This is a genomic window from Terriglobus albidus, assembly GCF_025685425.1.
In the GTDB taxonomy this organism is placed as follows: domain Bacteria; phylum Acidobacteriota; class Terriglobia; order Terriglobales; family Acidobacteriaceae; genus Terriglobus; species Terriglobus albidus.
This window is the reverse complement of sequence record NZ_JAGTAS010000058.1, coordinates 551,036-567,960: the sequence shown is the minus strand read 5'-3', so window position 1 is coordinate 567,960 and position 16,925 is coordinate 551,036. Positions and strand designations below refer to the sequence as shown.

At 58.4% G+C, this 16,925-nt stretch carries 14 protein-coding genes; 10 read left to right on the top strand and 4 right to left on the bottom strand.

Annotated elements, in window-relative coordinates:
- Positions 1-42 precede the first annotated feature (42 nt).
- From OHL21_RS21430 to OHL21_RS21415, 4 genes are all read right to left on the bottom strand, one after another.
- The gene (locus tag OHL21_RS21430) at positions 43-1,119 is read right to left on the bottom strand and encodes a hypothetical protein (RefSeq protein ID WP_263419345.1); all 1,077 of its coding nucleotides are present in this window, start codon (positions 1,117-1,119) and stop codon (positions 43-45) included.
- A gap of 162 nt (positions 1,120-1,281) precedes the next feature.
- Positions 1,282-2,292: an energy transducer TonB gene (locus OHL21_RS21425; protein ID WP_263419344.1), complete on the bottom strand. Its 1,011-nt coding sequence runs from the start codon at positions 2,290-2,292 to the stop codon at positions 1,282-1,284.
- 26 nt (positions 2,293-2,318) lie between these two features.
- Positions 2,319-2,780: a hypothetical protein gene (locus OHL21_RS21420; protein WP_263419343.1), complete on the bottom strand. Its 462-nt coding sequence runs from the start codon at positions 2,778-2,780 to the stop codon at positions 2,319-2,321.
- A 218-nt stretch (positions 2,781-2,998) separates the two neighbouring features.
- Positions 2,999-3,559: an SRPBCC family protein gene (locus OHL21_RS21415; protein ID WP_263419342.1), complete on the bottom strand. Its 561-nt coding sequence runs from the start codon at positions 3,557-3,559 to the stop codon at positions 2,999-3,001.
- A 250-nt stretch (positions 3,560-3,809) separates the two neighbouring features.
- Between OHL21_RS21415 and OHL21_RS21410 the strand changes: the two genes are divergently transcribed.
- From OHL21_RS21410 to mraY, 10 genes are all read left to right on the top strand, one after another.
- Positions 3,810-6,419: a TonB-dependent siderophore receptor gene (locus tag OHL21_RS21410; protein ID WP_263419341.1), complete on the top strand. Its 2,610-nt coding sequence runs from the start codon at positions 3,810-3,812 to the stop codon at positions 6,417-6,419.
- A gap of 178 nt (positions 6,420-6,597) precedes the next feature.
- Positions 6,598-7,278: a Fe2+-dependent dioxygenase gene (locus OHL21_RS21405; RefSeq protein ID WP_263419340.1), complete on the top strand. Its 681-nt coding sequence runs from the start codon at positions 6,598-6,600 to the stop codon at positions 7,276-7,278.
- 312 nt (positions 7,279-7,590) lie between these two features.
- On the top strand, positions 7,591-8,085 hold the full coding sequence (locus tag OHL21_RS21400) for a DUF2127 domain-containing protein (protein ID WP_263419339.1): 495 nt from the start codon (positions 7,591-7,593) through the stop codon (positions 8,083-8,085).
- Between the two features lie 349 nt (positions 8,086-8,434).
- On the top strand, positions 8,435-8,875 hold the full coding sequence (locus OHL21_RS21395) for a division/cell wall cluster transcriptional repressor MraZ (protein ID WP_263419338.1): 441 nt from the start codon (positions 8,435-8,437) through the stop codon (positions 8,873-8,875).
- Positions 8,876-8,912: 37 nt separating this feature from the next.
- The gene (rsmH, locus tag OHL21_RS21390; protein WP_263419337.1) at positions 8,913-9,806 is read left to right on the top strand and encodes a 16S rRNA (cytosine(1402)-N(4))-methyltransferase RsmH; all 894 of its coding nucleotides are present in this window, start codon (positions 8,913-8,915) and stop codon (positions 9,804-9,806) included.
- Between the two features lie 15 nt (positions 9,807-9,821).
- On the top strand, positions 9,822-10,316 hold the full coding sequence (locus tag OHL21_RS21385) for an FtsB/FtsL family cell division protein (RefSeq protein WP_263419336.1): 495 nt from the start codon (positions 9,822-9,824) through the stop codon (positions 10,314-10,316).
- A gap of 51 nt (positions 10,317-10,367) precedes the next feature.
- Entirely contained in the window at positions 10,368-12,683 is a 2,316-nt protein-coding gene (locus tag OHL21_RS21380; protein ID WP_263419335.1) for a penicillin-binding transpeptidase domain-containing protein, read from the top strand.
- A 74-nt stretch (positions 12,684-12,757) separates the two neighbouring features.
- The gene (locus OHL21_RS21375) at positions 12,758-14,248 is read left to right on the top strand and encodes a UDP-N-acetylmuramoyl-L-alanyl-D-glutamate--2,6-diaminopimelate ligase (RefSeq protein WP_263419334.1); all 1,491 of its coding nucleotides are present in this window, start codon (positions 12,758-12,760) and stop codon (positions 14,246-14,248) included.
- Positions 14,245-15,621, top strand: coding sequence for a UDP-N-acetylmuramoyl-tripeptide--D-alanyl-D-alanine ligase (locus OHL21_RS21370; protein WP_263419333.1), 1,377 nt, complete (start codon positions 14,245-14,247; stop codon positions 15,619-15,621). Before OHL21_RS21375 ends, OHL21_RS21370 begins: the two co-directional genes overlap by 4 nt.
- 120 nt (positions 15,622-15,741) lie before the next feature.
- Positions 15,742-16,878, top strand: a complete 1,137-nt coding sequence (gene mraY, locus OHL21_RS21365) for a phospho-N-acetylmuramoyl-pentapeptide-transferase (RefSeq protein ID WP_263419332.1) — start codon at positions 15,742-15,744, stop codon at positions 16,876-16,878.
- The last annotated feature ends 47 nt before the right edge of the window (positions 16,879-16,925 follow it).

Here is a 16,925-nt window from a genome sequence, read left to right as displayed (position 1 = left end):
ATGAGGGGTGATGCCGGGGCAAGGTGAACCGGCCCGGCGAATCTACCAGCCCGCAATGGCCAGGTTTGAAAGCGAGTTTGAGGAGTCGTTGGCTCCCGGGCCCAGATACGCGTTCCATCCGGAGAGGAAGCCCGCGGTGGAGACCTGGTTCATCTCTGGCCGATAGACGCTGGTAATGAATGAGAAGTCCGTGACACGCCCGTCGACCACGCAGGGAGGGTAGGAGCGATGTTTCATCTCCTCAGCGACATAGCCCTGGGTGAGAGTATCGGCGCGCGATAGGACGCGGATGCTGTCCGGTTTGCCCTTGCGATCGACGTGAACATACGCCTGCAGCCGTGGGGTTTGAGACTGAGGCAGGCCAACAGGGCTGTATCCTCCCTGGTCGCACGCCGCTAGTTCAGTGCCATGGGCTGGATGCAGGCGAAGGTTGGAGGGCGGGGCGTCCAGGGAATGGTCGAGGGGCTCCAGCAGGACAACCGTTAACTCGGCGATCTTTCCCTCTTCGCCAAATACCGCAATGCGGCCGGGGACGCGATGCTGGCGTAGCGTACTCCAATCGAGGATCGCCGTCACGATGCCGTTGCGCTTTACGGCTCGTAGCTCTCCGCTGGTGGACTGGAAGCAGGTTGTGGGCGCGTCGACCAGGGAAATGGCATACATGCCGGACTCATCTGTCCGTTGGGTGCCGAAGCAGGCCAGGTTGCCATGACCAGGAGCATGTTCGCTCAGAAAGCGGTCACGTGGAAGCACATCGGGGACTCCGGTCTCGCCGAGCGCGGCGAGTGCAACCAGAAGGGCTGGAGAAAGAGAGATGTTGCGGACATCGTTGAAGGCGCCTTCAGTCGTCGTGTAAGTCGTGAAGTGCTGCTTAGTGGACGTAAAAATCCGGCGCTGGCTGTCAGGGGAGCTGTAAAAATCTTCGACGGTTCCGTCCTGGGAGGGGCGTCCCTGCTGATCATAAAGCTGGAAGCTGACAATACGATGCCAGGGCTGACGATAGGCCTCACGGATTTCGAGACGCTGTGCCCGAAGCACGTCGGCAGGCTTCCATGGTTGTTCCGCCAGGGCCCCTGTGACCGCGATTCCGCAGAGAGCGAAGATCAGCGTCCGCATCATGCCGAACATCATAGCCCCGGTTTGTCATGGTTGGGGGATGGTTATTCGCTTAGATCAATTTCCCTGTAGACGTAGCGCAGGGATTCCACATCTATGGGCGTTTCCGCAATGAAAACGCCGCTGCACACCTCGTCCGGGATACCCAGCAACAGGGAAATGCTTTTAGAAGCGAGAAAAAGGTCCTTTTCGGAACCGGAAACGATCCCTTCCCCACCAGAGCGTCGTCAGACCAAAATCCGTAGCTTTCCCGGAGATTACGCATGGAGAGTATGTTCTTTTCCGGACCTCATCCTGCGCCTCTCGCTCGAATAAGGAAGAGGCGGAAGTGATGACAGATGTGCGGTCGACCTTTCCTTGTTTATCAATATGAATATCGAGGAGCACGCCGCGCGTACCGAACGAGGAAGCGTCGCCAGTTATATCGGCGCCCCCGGAATCGCACGGGCTGATCTCGGAGCGCTCGCCTGGATAGCTTGCTTCCGGAGGCCTCTCAATTGTCCGGCCCTCGGGGAGAGGTTCCAGCAGCACTGTCTCAAGAGAGACAAGCGGTCGTTCCTCGGTCGCGACCAGTACTCGGGATGGAACGTATCGCTGGTTCAGCAGCAGCTGAGCGTTAACTGCAGTGACAATGTGTTCCAGCGTTACGGTACGCAGTGTTCCGTTGTGGTCGAAACAGAACGAAGGTACGCTTCTGCTGCTGATTGCGATGAATCCGGAGTCGTCCCGCCGTTCGGTCTGGTAGCAACTGAAGTGAGTGTCAGGGAGAGCCGCAATAGCGAGAATGCGATCCTTGGGCAGGAGCTGCGGCACAAGTTGAGGGGACATCCCTTGCAAGGCGAAGCGAAGCATTCCAGGAATGACCGCGTTCTTACGATCCGTGAATGTGCCTTCCGGAAGCGTGTAGATGGAGAACGATTCTTTCGGGGAGCTGTAGGTGCGTTTCTGGTGAAACGGAGAATAGACGGTATCTTCTACCGCACCGGTGATCTCTTTTTTCTTATCTCCGGGAAAAAGAATGAAGCGAACGACGCGACGCCATGGTCTTGAATAAGCCGTGACGAACGCGTCCCGCTCGGCAGCAAGCAGGCTTTGCGGAGATGGCTGACTGCCGGGCTGCGTGCTGATAAGTGGGGCTGACGATAGCAGGAAAACGCCGAGAAGAATTCGTCTCATCGACCCTCGTCAAGGCTCCGATCATCTCACTTGACGACAAGCAGGGCAATCATCAGGGCTATCGCGACGAGCAGCAGAGCTAGGAGGATCCAGAACCAGTTCTGGAAGTTATGGAGTTGGTGCTCGAGCTGATCGATTCGGCGGCTGCTCGCTTCCTGGTGGGAGCGGAGCTCTGTGGAGAGATGCTCGATGCGCTGGTTCAGGTCCTGGTGCGCCTCAAAGATCTGCTTGCTGAGCGCGACGTGAGAACGGGCGACCTGGCCGAGCTCGGCTTTCAGTGCCTCCGTGGCCTCGTTGAGCGGGGTGAGGTCAAGTTCCGCCGAAGCGGAGGGCGCAGCCAGACGAGAAGCGACCAGCGACTCAAGCAGTGGGATCAGGCGGATGAGCTTGGGAAGGTGTTCCGTCAGTTGGAGAAGAAGCTTGGGCCACATAGGTTTAGGGTGCAGGGTATTGCCCGGAATCGCAAGTCCTTGGAGTGTGCGGACCATCTTGGGTTTGATTTTTATTTGTCATTTCGGAGCGCAGCGAAGAAATCTGGTTGGAATCAAAATCCAAGGTTTCCCACGCTTCGCGATTTCATTGCGAAGATGGGTATCACACTAAGCGCGACCCAGCTTTTCAGCCCAGAAGAGTATCGGTAGAGAGGCAGATTTCTTCGCTGTCGCTCCGAAATGACCAAAAAAGTCCCGAAGATACTGACTCGCTCCTAGCGTCGATTCAGACTGGCTATCAACTTCGGCAGGATCAAATCGAGCTTCTTCTGACGGGTTCGGAAGTTGGACGCCAGTTGCCGCCTGATGATGGCGGAGGAAGCAAGGGCCATGGGTGGGGTGAACTCGATGTCATCAATAATGCGAGTGCCGTGAATGGGAACTCCGGCCTCGTTGGCGCGGGTCTCTTCGCTGACGCTGTGCGTGTGCTTCCAGTAACGGAAGGGGCCGCGAAGCTGGACGTCCGTGAAGTGGTGGTTCCACGCGAACTCGGCAATCTCGACCTCCCAGGGAACACGGAAGTTGATGAGAGGCAAGGGAACCAGACAGGCTGAGACCGTAAAGCGGCTGCCGGCGCCTGCGGCGATGCTCTTCAGGCGTAGCGCAGGATCCGGAGCTACCGGTCGTTGCGGTGGAGGTGCAAGCGCCGCCTCCTCGATCCGGACCTTGAAGAACTTCGGCATCAGCAGTGGCAGATTGTATGGATTCGCCAAAAAGGCGAAGACCAGCTCGACCGGGTAGGGAACCCACTGCTCGGTATGAAATGTGGCCGGCACGGCTTTCAGAGTACTTGAACGATTACCGACCGAAATAGTCGGAAATTTTTCTCAAATAGGACCTGAAAGGTCGCTGATTGCGATATGCTTCCTATATCGGACTGAATAAGTCTTTTATCGCCTTCAGGAAGCTCTGAGGGGCGAAGGTGTGCCGCGAACGGGTTGAGGGCTGGTTTCGGGCGAAAGACAAGACTGGGAAGCGTGTGCAGGTGAGGGCCTCCGCGCAGACCAAAACCCCTGGAGGATTGGGATGAAGAGGCCTTTGAATCGTTGGAAGCTCTGGCAGAAGCGTAGCGCGAAGGTAGTGGCGGTAACTCTGGCGGCGTATGGCGCCGGCGAGGGAGCGGTCGCCCAGGAAGGTCATGGACATGATCGTTCGCATCACGCGCCTATCTCGCAGGGCGTGGTGAAGTTCAATATCCCAGCCGGACAGATGGACGAGGCGCTGCGGAGCTTTGAGTCGCAGAGCGGCAGCAAGGTGAACCTGAAGGTTCCCGCCGAGACGGTTGCCGGCTTCCGTACCAAGGGCGTCAGCGGCATGATGTCTGCCGAGCAGGCCCTTCGTGAGCTGCTGGGCGAAACCGGCCTGGGCGTAAAGGTGACGGGAGACTCTACCTTTGAGATCGGTGTACAAAACTCCGAGCAGGTGGATGTCACGACGCAGTCGACGACTGTCGCGCTGACGCAGTTCACGCAGCCGCTGCTGGACACGGCGCAGACCGTCAATGTGATTCCGCAGTACATCATGCAGGAGCAGCAGGTCACCACGCTGCGCGATACTCTGCGCAACTCGCCAGGCATCTCCATTGCAGCCGGCGAGGCTGGAGCGCAGGGCGATAACCTGACGATCCGCGGGTTCTCCGCGCGTAACGATATGTTCCTCGATGGCATTCGTGACTTCGGAAGCTACTACCGCGATGCCTTCGATTACGAGCAGGTGGCTGTATTGCAGGGACCTGCAAGCGTGCAGTTCGGACGCGGATCGACCGGCGGCGTCATCAATCAGGAGACAAAGCAGCCCCAGGCAAATGAGTTCGCACGTGGTTCGCTGCAGCTTGGTACAAACCTCATGCGGCGTGTTGCCGGCGACATCAATGTTCCGCTGAAGGACACGCTTGATGGCGCGGCATTTCGTCTGAATGTGGTGGGTACTCAGAGCAAAGTCGCGCAGCGTAACTATGCAGAGACCCGGCGTTTTGGTATCGCGCCGTCGCTGATCTTTGGTCTGAATTCGCCGACGCGTTTCAGCCTCAACTACCTGCACGAGGCCGAGAACTCCACTCCGGACTATGGTCTGCCCTACTTCGGGCCGCGTGTCGCCAAGGTGAACCGCAAGAACTACTACGGTTTTGCCAATGACAACTTCCTGCGCACGAATCCCGATGTAGTCACCGCGAAGGTGGAACACGACATCGGCACGCGAGCAACACTGCGCAACGTTACGCGTTGGGGCAACTACCCCCGCAATGTTGTGATCACGGAGCCTCAGATCTTGACGGTGGGAACGCTGACTGCGATCAAAGACTCGACCGGGAAGATCACGGGGTATAACGCAACCTGCGCTCCGACCAATGCGACGGCTTGCTATCCCGTAACGACTCCTTTGAGCAATGTGCAGGTCACCCGTGCGCAGATTCCGATCAACAGCACGGAAGACATTATCTGGAACCAGACCAGTGCCGTCGGCCACTTCTCACTGCGGCACATCGAGAATGATGCTGTGATCATGGCGGAAGGTGGGCGCGAGCGGTCGATGCCGCAACGCACTGCTCGTACGGTAGGTACGACGAATGCGTTGAACCCAGCGCAGGATGTGTATGTCGCGAGCTACTCCACGCCTCCAGGCCGTACTCACATTACCTCCTGGAGCTACGGTGTCGGCTTCAACGACACCATGAAGCTGACGCAGTGGCTCATGCTTTCGGGTGGAGTTCGTTTCGATCACTTCGAGACGCAATCAGATCAAGCCGCGAATGGTGTGCTCCCATGGCGCGCCGATGATAAGCCGACCTATCGCGCCGCAGCCGTGGTGAAGCCTCGTCCGAATGGAAGTGTGTACTTTGACTGGGGCACCAGCTTCAATCCTTCGGCCGAGAGCCTCAGCCTGACCGCAAATAATGCGACCCAGGCCCCGCAGGAGAACGAGACTTACGAAACCGGCGCAAAGTGGGCGTTCCTGCGCGATCGTCTCAATCTCAACGGAGCCTATTTCCGTACGACGAAGTCGAATGTCTACGAAACTGATCCGTTCGACACCACCCAGGTTCGAAATGTCGGCAATCAGCGCATTCAGGGTGTGCAGTTCGGTGTGTTGGGACATCTGCCGCAGCATTTCGACATTCTGGCAGGTTATGCCTATCTGTCCGGACGTGTCACGGCTACGACGTTGAATGCGTCACCGTTCGCCGTCCAGGCCGCCGCAATTGCCGCGCAGGGAGATGCCGCGAGTCTCGCCCTGGCACATTCGGCCCCGTTCTATATCAACCCCGTAGGTATGCCATTTGCTAACGTGCCGAAGAACACCGGCAACCTGTGGGTGACCCATGACATCGGATGGGGCTTTGTCGGTGGTTTCGGTACGAACTACACAGCGGCACGCCGCGCCAGCACAGGCACTTTGATTGCGGTCTATGACACGACGGCGGCCACCAACGTGAATAACGTCCGTCTGGACTACAAAGGCATTCCTGAATACTGGATCTTCTCGGCGATGATACGCAAGCCGCTCAGCGATCGCCTCGACTTTCAGGCGAATCTCAACAACCTTGGCAACAAGTTCTATATCGATCAGCCCCATCCGAATCACCTGATTCCAGGAGAAGGCTTCAACGCGCAGTTTGGTTTCAACGCGCGCTTTTAGAGCAATTCTCCTAATACTGTGGCTCTGGATAAACCTGCGAATGCCGTTTTCTTCGTCGGAAAACGGCGCAAACAGCCAGGACTCCGCTCTACACCTTTAGGAGACTTGCTCCAACCCCGAGTGCAGGGCCTCGCGGATACCGTCCCTGCACTTATGCAGCAAGGAGTAAGGCAAACCGATGTTAGTCACGATTCCTGATGTTCTTACCGCGGAGCAGGTACGCCACATGCGTTCCATTCTCGACAGCGCAGACTGGTCGGATGGAAAAGTAACCGCCGGCTACCAGGCCCAGACGGTAAAGGACAATCAGCAGCTCACGGAAACGCACCCGGTCGCCCAGCAGCTCGGTGAGATCGTACTTAACGCGCTGGGCGCCAATCCGCTATTTCTCTCGGCGGCGCTGCCCTTGAGAGTCTTTCCGCCGATGTTCAACCGGTATGCGGGCGGTGGCCATTTTGGTACGCATGTCGATACCGCAGTGCGTCCGATCGGAAATACAGGATTCCGCATTCGTACCGATCTCTCGTGCACGCTCTTTCTTACAGAACCCTCAGAGTATGACGGAGGAGAGCTCAGAATCGAAGATGTCTATGGCGTGCAGAGCGTGAAACTGCCCGCAGGCTCGATGATCCTGTATCCCTCGACGAGTCTGCATCATGTGACGCCAGTGACTCGCGGAGCCCGGGTGAGCTCGTTCTTCTGGCTGCAGAGCATGGTGCGCCAGGATGCGCAGCGTACGTTGCTCTTCGATCTCGATACTTCAATCCAGAGACTGGCCGCTGATCATCCGGAGCATCCTTCGACGGTGCAATTGACCGGGGTGTATCACAACCTGCTGCGGCAGTGGGCTGAGCTGTAACGCAGGTGCAGGATGGGCGCGCCGCCTTGCCTCGGAACATGGCCGGTGCGTCCGAAAGGGTCCGAAGCAAACACACACGGTGCTTCGGGCAACACGGAGGTGGAGCTGGTCGCCCTCACGACCAGGCTCCATCTCCGTGGCAGAAATTGGATATCTTCGCTGCCGGCGGGCTGTGCTGTACGTAACGGTTCTTCAGAAACGGCCGATAGCTGGCGCATGAGGACGCGTGCGTATTTATCGTCTGTTCTCCCGCGTCGGTTTGACAGTCCGGTAGTCTTGCCTCGAAGCTGGAAGTCAGGCCTCCTCGCGCGTATGAACGGCACGCAGTCCCATCCTGCAGCAAAACACCATGACTCTGGTCTGCTGGCCATCGGCATCCTGAAGGTATTGGAAGCGGCACTTTCCGTAGCCGTGGGACTTGGAGTGCTTCATCTCCTGAATAAAGATCTCAACGACGAGCTCACGAATCTGGTCCGCTATCTCCACCTGAATGAAGATGGCCGGCTGGTTTCGCTCGCCTTTGACAAGATCGACCTGATCAACAACCACCGCCTGAAACAGATCGGCGCCTCTGCTTTTGCATACGGCGCGCTGAAGCTGGTGGAGGGGGTAGGGCTGGTGCGGGAGAAGATTTGGGCAGAGTATCTGACGGTGATTGCCAGCCTGGTCTTCCTCCCCTGGGAACTCTATGAGCTGGCACACCACCCCAACATCTGGAGGCTGGGGATCCTGATTGGGAACCTGCTTATCGTGGCGTATCTGCTGTGGATTCTGTCGCGGATGCGGCGGCGGAAACAGCAGGATTGACGCGGTTCCCGCTTACTTTCGCCTAATTTTCGCTTACCACGGATTTCCTCAGCCGCGCCACCCTCCTGCACCAATCTCCTAAACACCACGGGTTGGGGTATACCCTTTGGTTACCCCCACAGCCTGAGTTTTCCACAGACCATTTTGGAACCGCTAATGTTTTCCGCAATTTAGGGACTTGTATTGGGGCAACTTATGGGTGATTCTGTGGGTCGAAGTGGTAAGAAGTGGAGCAAAAGGGATGAATGCTGCTCCGATGGCATGATTCTAACCCTGGAACGGAAGCGAACGGCAAGATTCGCACCGTAACCAACTTTGTGCTCTTGGTTCTTGCTGGCACTGAGGAACGATGTTTCGCGGAAATCATCCAGCGCGTGTCGACGACAAGGGAAGGCTTAAGCTGCCCGCCGAGTTCATGCGCCGTTGCAAGGATGTCTATGGCGATCAGTTCTACATCACCAGCAAGGACGGCAAGCGGGCTGAAATTTATCCGCTGAAGGAGTGGGAAAAGATCGAGGAGAGGCTGGCGCAGATTCCCTCCATGAATCCCCACAAGAAGAAGTTTCTGGACGTAACCAACTATTACGGCCAGATGGCGCAGATGGACGAGCAGGGACGGGTTCTGATTCCGGCCATTCTGCGGCAGGCAGCAGACGTGAAGGGCGAGGTGGTGGTTCTGGGATCGCAGACCTACCTGGAGCTGGTGAACCACGAAGCCTTCAAGGCTGAGCTGGAGGCCCAGCCGCTCACGATGGACGACCAGGCTGCATTGGCTGACCTCGGTCTGTAACGGTTTTGGGCTCCCAAGGGAGCCGCATGGGGGATGAATGATTGCATCGCTTCATGTGCCGGTTCTTTTTGAAGAGGTTTTGAACTTCCTGAATGTGCGGCGCGGCGGAATCTACGCTGACGCGACGCTTGGACTTGCCGGGCATACGAGCGGAATCGCTCGCCGCCTGGGGCCAAATGGAACGCTGCATTGTTTCGATCGCGATCCGGACGCCATGAAGCTGGCGAAGGAGCGGCTGGAACATCTGGCGGCGGAGCTGAAGGCAACGATGCCGAAGGTTGAGTTTCATGCACGGGCTTTCAGCGAGGCAGGCCAGGTAATTGCGCCTGGAACGCTCGATGGCATCCTGGCCGACTTTGGCGTAAGCAGTCTGCAGCTGGACACACCGCACAGAGGATTCAGTTTCAGGCACGACGGTCCGCTTGATATGCGGATGAACCCGAATGTAGGGGTGAGTGCCGAACAGGTGGTAAATCAGATCGACGAAAACGAGCTCGCCGACCTGATTTACGAATTCGGAGAGGAAAGGAGTTCGCGCAGGATTGCCAGAGCCATTGTCAGGGCCCGGCCGATTACGACGACGGGGGAGTTAGCCCGAGTGGTAGCGGCCGCGGCCCCAGCAATGAAAGGCGAGAAGATTCATCCCGCGACGAAGACCTTTCAGGCGCTCCGGATTTACGTGAATGACGAGCTGGGAGAGATCCGGTCGCTGCTTGCAAGCGCGCCATCTCTTCTGAAGCCCAGTGGCCGGCTGGCAGTGATCAGTTTTCACTCGCTGGAAGACCGGCTGGTGAAAGACGACTTCCGCGAACGATCGCGGACAGGCGAGTACGGGATTTTGACGAAGAAGCCGGTAACGGCGACTGAGGACGAGATGGAACGCAATCCGCGGGCACGCAGCGCCAAGCTGCGGGTAGTGGAGAAGAAGTGAGAAGGGAGCACGGCAATGGCAAGCGTGGCGCAGACAATTGAAGGAATGGGACGGCGGAAGTGCCGCACCGAGTCGCCGGCCGAGCGGAATCGCCGTGTGTATGAGACGCAGCGCGCGGCGCGCCGCGGACCGACGCCCGAGGTTCTCTTCCACAAATACATCGACAACTCGCGCATCGTGAAGGCCGACGATCCGGTCCGCAAGCGTGAGATGCGCACCTTCGGCTCTGCCTGCGCGGTGTTGTTCGTGCTGGTGATGGTGTACGTATGGCAGCACTTCAGCGCGATTGAAGCGGGTTACCGGATCGAAGCGGCCAAGCAGCAGGTCGAGCAGATGCAGGAGCAGAATCGCCAACTCCGTCTGCAGGAGGCCCAGTTGACCGATCCCGAGCGGATCCACACGATGGCCGCGCAGCTTGGTCTGTCAGCTCCTCTTCCTGGTCAGGTGGTTCGTCCGGATGGTGTGAACGATCCGAATGCTCCGGTCGTGGCGCAGGTGGCTACGCATTAATAGGTTGTTCTGTTGTTTCTCTGGATGCTGAGGTTGAAGTAGATGCATACTGTGGCGCCCCCACGTCAGACGCTCACCGCACCGATTAAGCGTGTCCGGTTCGTCTACGTGGCGGCGTTCTTTCTTTTCTGGACGGTGGTCATCTCTGGCCGCCTGGTCTGGCTGCAGATCATCCGCCATTCGCATTATGTAGAGAAGGCGGCAAGTCAGCAGGAGCGTAGCGTGACCGTAGCTCCGCGGCGTGGCCTGCTGTATGACCGCAATCTGCGTGAGTTGGCGATGACTGTCTCTGTGGATTCGATCTACGCCGTTCCCAAGGAACTGGGCAGCAATGCGGCTGATGCTGCAAGTCTGCTGGCCCACGTAGTGCATGACGATCCCGACGACCGCTTTACCTCTGAACAGAGCATCCTGGCGCGTTTCACTGCTTCGCACAACTTCGCCTGGGTCGCGCATCGCGTGACGCCTGAGATCGCCGAGCGGGTTAAGGACCTTAACCTTAAAGGCGTCTACTTCCAGAAGGAGTTCAAGCGCTTCTATCCGAACAACGATCTGGCTTCACAGGTGCTGGGATATGTCGGCGCTGAGGATGTTGGTCTCGGTGGCCTGGAGCGTGAGTTCGAGGAAGATATGCATGGCACACCGGGCAAGGTGCGCACCGCACTCGACGCCCGCCGCAAGGTGCTGGGCAGCATCGAGCAGGAGCCGTTGCCGGGCGAGAACCTGGTGCTGAGCATCGACACTAATATCCAGCACATTGCCGAGCGGGCTCTGGATGAGCAGGTAGAGAAAACCAAAGCACTACATGGTGTTGTGGTGGTGCAGGATCCGCGCTCGGGGCAGATTCTGGCACTGGCGGTGTCGCCGCGCTTTAATCCGAATGAGACACGGCATCTCGATCCGAAGGCGCTCTCGAATCTGGCAGTAAGCGATGTCTATGAGCCCGGCTCCACCTTCAAGCTGGTGACGTATGCGTCGGCGCTCGATGGCGCCAATGTAAAGCCGGAAGACCTGGTGGACTGCCAGGGCGGAGCGATCACCATCTTTGGCCGCACGATTCATGACGACATCTCCGATCGCGGCATGGGCGTGGTGACGGTGCAGCGCGCTCTGGAGAAGTCCAGCGACGTCGCGGCTGTGAAGCTTGCCATGAAACTCGGCAACGAGCGCTTCTACAAATACATGCGCGACTTCGGTTTCGGCGATCGCACAGGTATCGAGCTGCCGAGCGAGACCCGCGGTCTGTTGCGTCCGGTTCGCAAGTGGGATCCGGCATCGATCGGTTCACTGGCCATCGGTCAGGAGGTCGGCGTAACACCGATCCAGTTGGTAACGATGGTCTCTACCATCGCCAATGGCGGCATGTATCTGCCGCCGCACATTATCCTCTCTGAGACGGAGAAGATGAAGGGCGATCCGGAGTTGAAGGCAACTCCATTCCGTCCGCAGAATGAACTTCCGAAGAACCTGCCGGATGGCTCGCACCGTGTGATCAGCGAACTCACCGCTGCGAAGATGCGCAGCATGATGCAGTCGATTGTGGTGAATGGAACGGGAACGCTGGCTGCGCTAAACGGATATTCCAGCGGTGGCAAGACGGGAACGGCGCAGAAGATCGATACGGCAACCCATACCTATTCCAAGACCAAGCACGTCGCCAGTTTTGCGGGCATTGCTCCGGTGAGCACGCCTGCAATCGCGGTTGCGGTGGTGATTGATACACCTACGGCGGGGCCTTCCTACTATGGTGGTTCGGTCTCCGCGCCAGTCTTCGCCGAAGTGGCGCAGCAGGTGCTGGAGTATCTGGGGGTTCCGCACGATCAGCCATTCAACCCGAAGAAGCGCGTGGACGAGATGAAGGTGGCGAAGGTCGAGCACGACGATCATCCCGAGGACAGCACGGCCGATCTGAATGCCATGTTTGCCGAGGCCAATGCGCTTCCAGATGACGATCCACTAAAGGGAACGGCGAACGCCGGTCCTGCCAGGCCGGAGCCTGAGCCCGCGGCATCGCAGCCCGCGAAGAGGTCTGTGCTGAATCTGTTGCCGGAGAGGGTGCTGGCGGCCTTCCGTGCCAACGGAGGAGCGAACACGATGGCCGACGCGGCGGATAACAAGCCGCTGACCGCGCCGAAGGTTGTTCCGCTGTCCCAGCGCAAGGAAGACGGTGGCGTAATTGTTGATGCGACGAAGCGGGTGGCAGTGCCGTCGTTCAACGGCGCTGCGCTGCGCCAGGTAGTGCAACAGGCGAGCTCGGTTGGATTGCGTGTACAGCCGGTCGGAAGCGGCCTGGCCCGCGAACAGGTGCCCTCGGCAGGTACCATGGTTCCTGTAGGGACGCAGGTGGTTGTGCGTTTCCTGCGCTAGCTTTGAAGACTTATTTCGCAGTCCGAATACCGTTATTTCGCAGTCTGAATACCGTTATTTCGCAGTCTCTCTTTATGCTTTTTTCCGAAGTAGTTGCAGGTATCGAGCTCGACGAGCAGACCCACGGCTCGTGCGAGATCACGGGCGTCGAATATGACTCGCGCCGTGTGCGCGAAGGCTCGCTGTTTGTGGCGATGCGCGGCGGCACAACCGATGGCAATAAATTCATCCGTCAGGCCATGGACAAAGGCGCGGGTGGAGTTCTCACCGATTCACGGGAGAGTTTTTCCAATGCATTGTCGCGCTGGCCGCATCTCTGTATTGGGTTGATCGAGCAGGGCCGTCGCGCTCTGGCGACGGCAAGCGCCAACTTCTTTGGCCATCCCGAGCAGAAGTTGAAGCTCACGGCCGTGACTGGAACCAATGGAAAGACGACCACTACCTTCCTCGTAGAGGCGATGCTGCAGGCTGCGGCACGTAAGAGTGTTCTTGTCGGCACGATTGAAGTGCACCTGGCGGGGGAAGTGCGTGAGTCTCCTCATACCACTCCAGAAGCGCGAGATTTGTTGGCACTATTTGCCGAAGGCGTCCAGGCGGGAGTAAGCGAGGCCGTGATGGAGATGAGCTCGCATGCCCTCGATCAGGAGCGCGTGTGGGGCATGCCGGTGGATGTAGCCGTCTTTACCAACCTGACGCAGGACCATCTGGATTATCACGGCACGATGGAAAAATACTTCGCTGCCAAGCAAAGGCTTTTTGCAGGTGTGGGCGCGCCGCCTCCGCGTGCCGCTGTGATTAACGCAGAGGACGAGTATGGTCATCGCCTGGAGAAGTTTGCGTTGCGTGAAGGATCGATCGTAGCTACCTACGGCATGACGAAAGGCGAGTGGCGTGCGGAGCAGGTCCTCCTGCGCGCCGGCGAAACGAGCTTTGTGCTGAAGTCGCCTGTGGGAGAAATTTCTATTCGGACAAATCTGACAGGGCGCGTGAATGTATTGAATACATTGGCGGCCTCGGCTGCTGCCTATGCCCGCGGCGTTCCGCTGGAACAGATTGCTGCGGGTGTTGCGAAGCTGTCGTTCGTTCCGGGCCGGTTCCAGACGGTTCCGAACGATCGGGGCATGACCGTCGCAGTGGACTATGCACACACTGACGATGCGCTGTTGAACCTGATCAGGCTGGCGCGGGAGCTGGCCGGCAAAGAGCATCGCGTGATTACGCTCTTCGGTTGCGGCGGCGATCGCGACCGCACCAAACGGCCGAAGATGGGGCGTGCCGCGGGCCGGGGAAGCGATCTGGTGGTACTGACCAGCGATAATCCTCGTTCAGAAGATCCCAGCATCATTATCGAACAGGCGCTGCGTGGTGTAGAGGAGACCGGAACGGACTGCATTGTCGAGGCCGACCGTGAGCAGGCGATCCGGCGGGCGCTGGCAGTAGCGAAAACCGGTGACATCGTGCTGCTTGCAGGCAAGGGACACGAGAAGACGCAGGTGCTGGCCGACCGCACGATTCCGTTCGACGATGCCGAAGTGGCCGCACGAGTTCTGAAGGAGATGGCATGAAGCTGACGCTCGGCCAGATTGCGGATTGGATTCACGCAGAAGGCGACTTCGATGACGATGCCATTGCCTATGGCTACTCCATCGATTCGCGCACCATCGCCGCCGGCGACCTGTTCTTTGCGGTCAAGGGAGAGCGGCTGGATGGACATGACTTCGTAGAGACGGCGTTGAAGGATGGCGCGGTAGCTGCCGTGGTGAGCATGCACTGGGTGGTTCCGGCAACCGTTGATGAAGGCAAGCTGCTGCGCGTGCCGGAAGGCGACGATTGCGTACTGGCGGCGATGCAGAAGCTTGCCACCGCCGTTCGGAGACACTGGGGCAAACGCGTCATCGGTATCACCGGATCAGCAGGCAAGACGACCACCAAGGAAGGTGTGGCCGCCGTTCTGGGAGCGAAGTTCAAGGTACTGAAGTCCGCGGGCAATTTGAACAACAACTTCGGTGTGCCGCTGCAGGTGCTTCGCCTTGAGCCGGAGCATGAGATAGCCGTCCTTGAGATGGGTATGAACCATGCCGGGGAGATTGCATTTCTTGCCAGGATCGCTGAACCCAACTGGGCTGTGGTGTCGAATGTCGCGCCGGTGCACCTGGAGTACTTCCCGGATGGGATCGCCGGGATTGCCAATGCAAAATATGAGCTGGTGCAGGCGTTGCCCGCCGACGGCATCGCGATTCTGAACGCCGATGACGAATATGTCAGCACCTTCGGCAAGGGGATGGGCAGTCGCGCGGTCTTTTATGGATTGGGTGAAACAGCGACCGTACGTGCAAAGAATGTGCACGAAGCCGGCGAGAAGGGCATGACCTTCTCGGTGATCGCGGGAGGACAGTGTGCCGAGGTAAAGCTGGCGCTTCTGGGGCGCCACAATGTCTACAATGCGCTAGCAGGCATCGCTGCCGGACTGCAGTGCGGCATGATTCTGGAGGAATGCGTGGAAGGGCTGCGCGAGCTGCAGCCATCGGACAAGCGCGGCGAGCTTTTGCGCTGGCGTGGAGCGACGCTGATCAACGATTGCTACAACTCCAATCCTCGAGCTTTGGACGCGATGGTGGAAGCTCTGCTGGCAGTCAAGGCGGAGCGGCATATCGTGATTGCCGGCGAGATGCTGGAGCTTGGCCCGGATGGCCCCGCACTGCATGAGGCCAGCGGACGGACGATGGCGCAGCTCGGTATCCGGCAGGTCATTGGAGTGCGCGGTCTGGCAGAGCACCTGGTCGCCGGGGCAAAGGCGGAAGGCGCCGAAGCGGTTTTTGTGGCCACTCCAGAAGAAGCCGGGCAATGGCTGGAGACCAACCTGCAAGCCGGGGATGCTGTGTTGTTGAAGGCATCACGCGGGGTACGTCTGGAACGCGCATTGGCGGGGATACACTAGAGCAATTCTCCTAATACTGTGGTGTTGGAGAAATCTGCGAATGCCGTTTTCTTCGGAGGAAAACGGCGCAAACTGCAAACGCTTCGCACTACACCTTTAGGAGAACTGCTCTAGGCGCACATGCTTTACTGGCTGCTCTATCAGAAGTTATTCCCGTATTTCCGGCTGTTCCGGATCTTTCGTTACCTTACGTTCCGGACCGTCTTTGCCTCGCTGACGGCGCTGTTGATCGGCCTGATCATCGGCCCCTATGTGATTGAGCGGTTACGAGAATTCCAGATCGGCCAGTACATTCGCGAAGAAGGGCCGCAGAGTCACCAGAAGAAAAAAGGCACGCCGACGATGGGAGGCGTGCTGATCTGCATCTCCATTCTGGTGCCGACCCTGCTATGGAGTGATCTGTCGAATCCGCTGGTCTGGATCACCATTCTTTCGACGTTCTTCTTTGCGGCGATCGGATTTGCGGACGACTACATCAAGGTCGTTCACAAGCGAAACCTCGGCCTGACCTCGAAGCAGAAGTTTGCGTTGCAGTTGCTGGTCAGCCTGGGCGTTGCGCTGGCGCTGTGCGTGTTGCAGCATAAGGGCTTTTACTCCACCCGTCTGGTCGTTCCATTCATTAAGCGCTGGAGGCCCGACCTGATCATCGGAGCCTTGCTGCACAACCACTCGCTATGGTGGCTGGGATTTGCTCCGTTCGTGATCTTTGTCATGCTGGTGCTCACCTTCAGCTCCAACGCGGTGAATCTGACGGACGGCCTGGACGGTCTGGCGATCGGGTGCACGATTATTGCCGCCGGAGCACTGACGGTGCTGACGTATGTGAGCGGCCATGCGGTCTTTTCGGACTACCTGGAGCTCTCGCGTATGCCGCTGGCGGGAGAGCTGAGTATCTTCTGTGGCTCCATGGTGGGCGCTTCCATCGGATTTCTTTGGTACAACGCGCACCCCGCCGAGGTCTTTATGGGTGACGTGGGTTCCCTGGCTCTGGGCGGAGCCATCGGAACGGTCGCGGTACTCATCAAGCAGGAGCTGCTGCTGCCCTTTATCGGCGGCGTCTTCATCCTGGAAGCGCTGAGTGTGATGCTGCAGGTGGGTAGCTACAAACTTCGTAATGGGAAACGTATCTTCAAGATGGCGCCGCTGCACCATCACTTCGAGCTGCTGGGGTGGAGCGAGAGTAAGGTCATTGCCCGGTTCTGGATTGCCGCCCTGGTTTTTGCTCTCTTCGCTCTGACGACCCTGAAATTGCGGTAATCCCATATTTCACTATGGGATAGCTGCCAACTTCCTTTGCCGAGTAC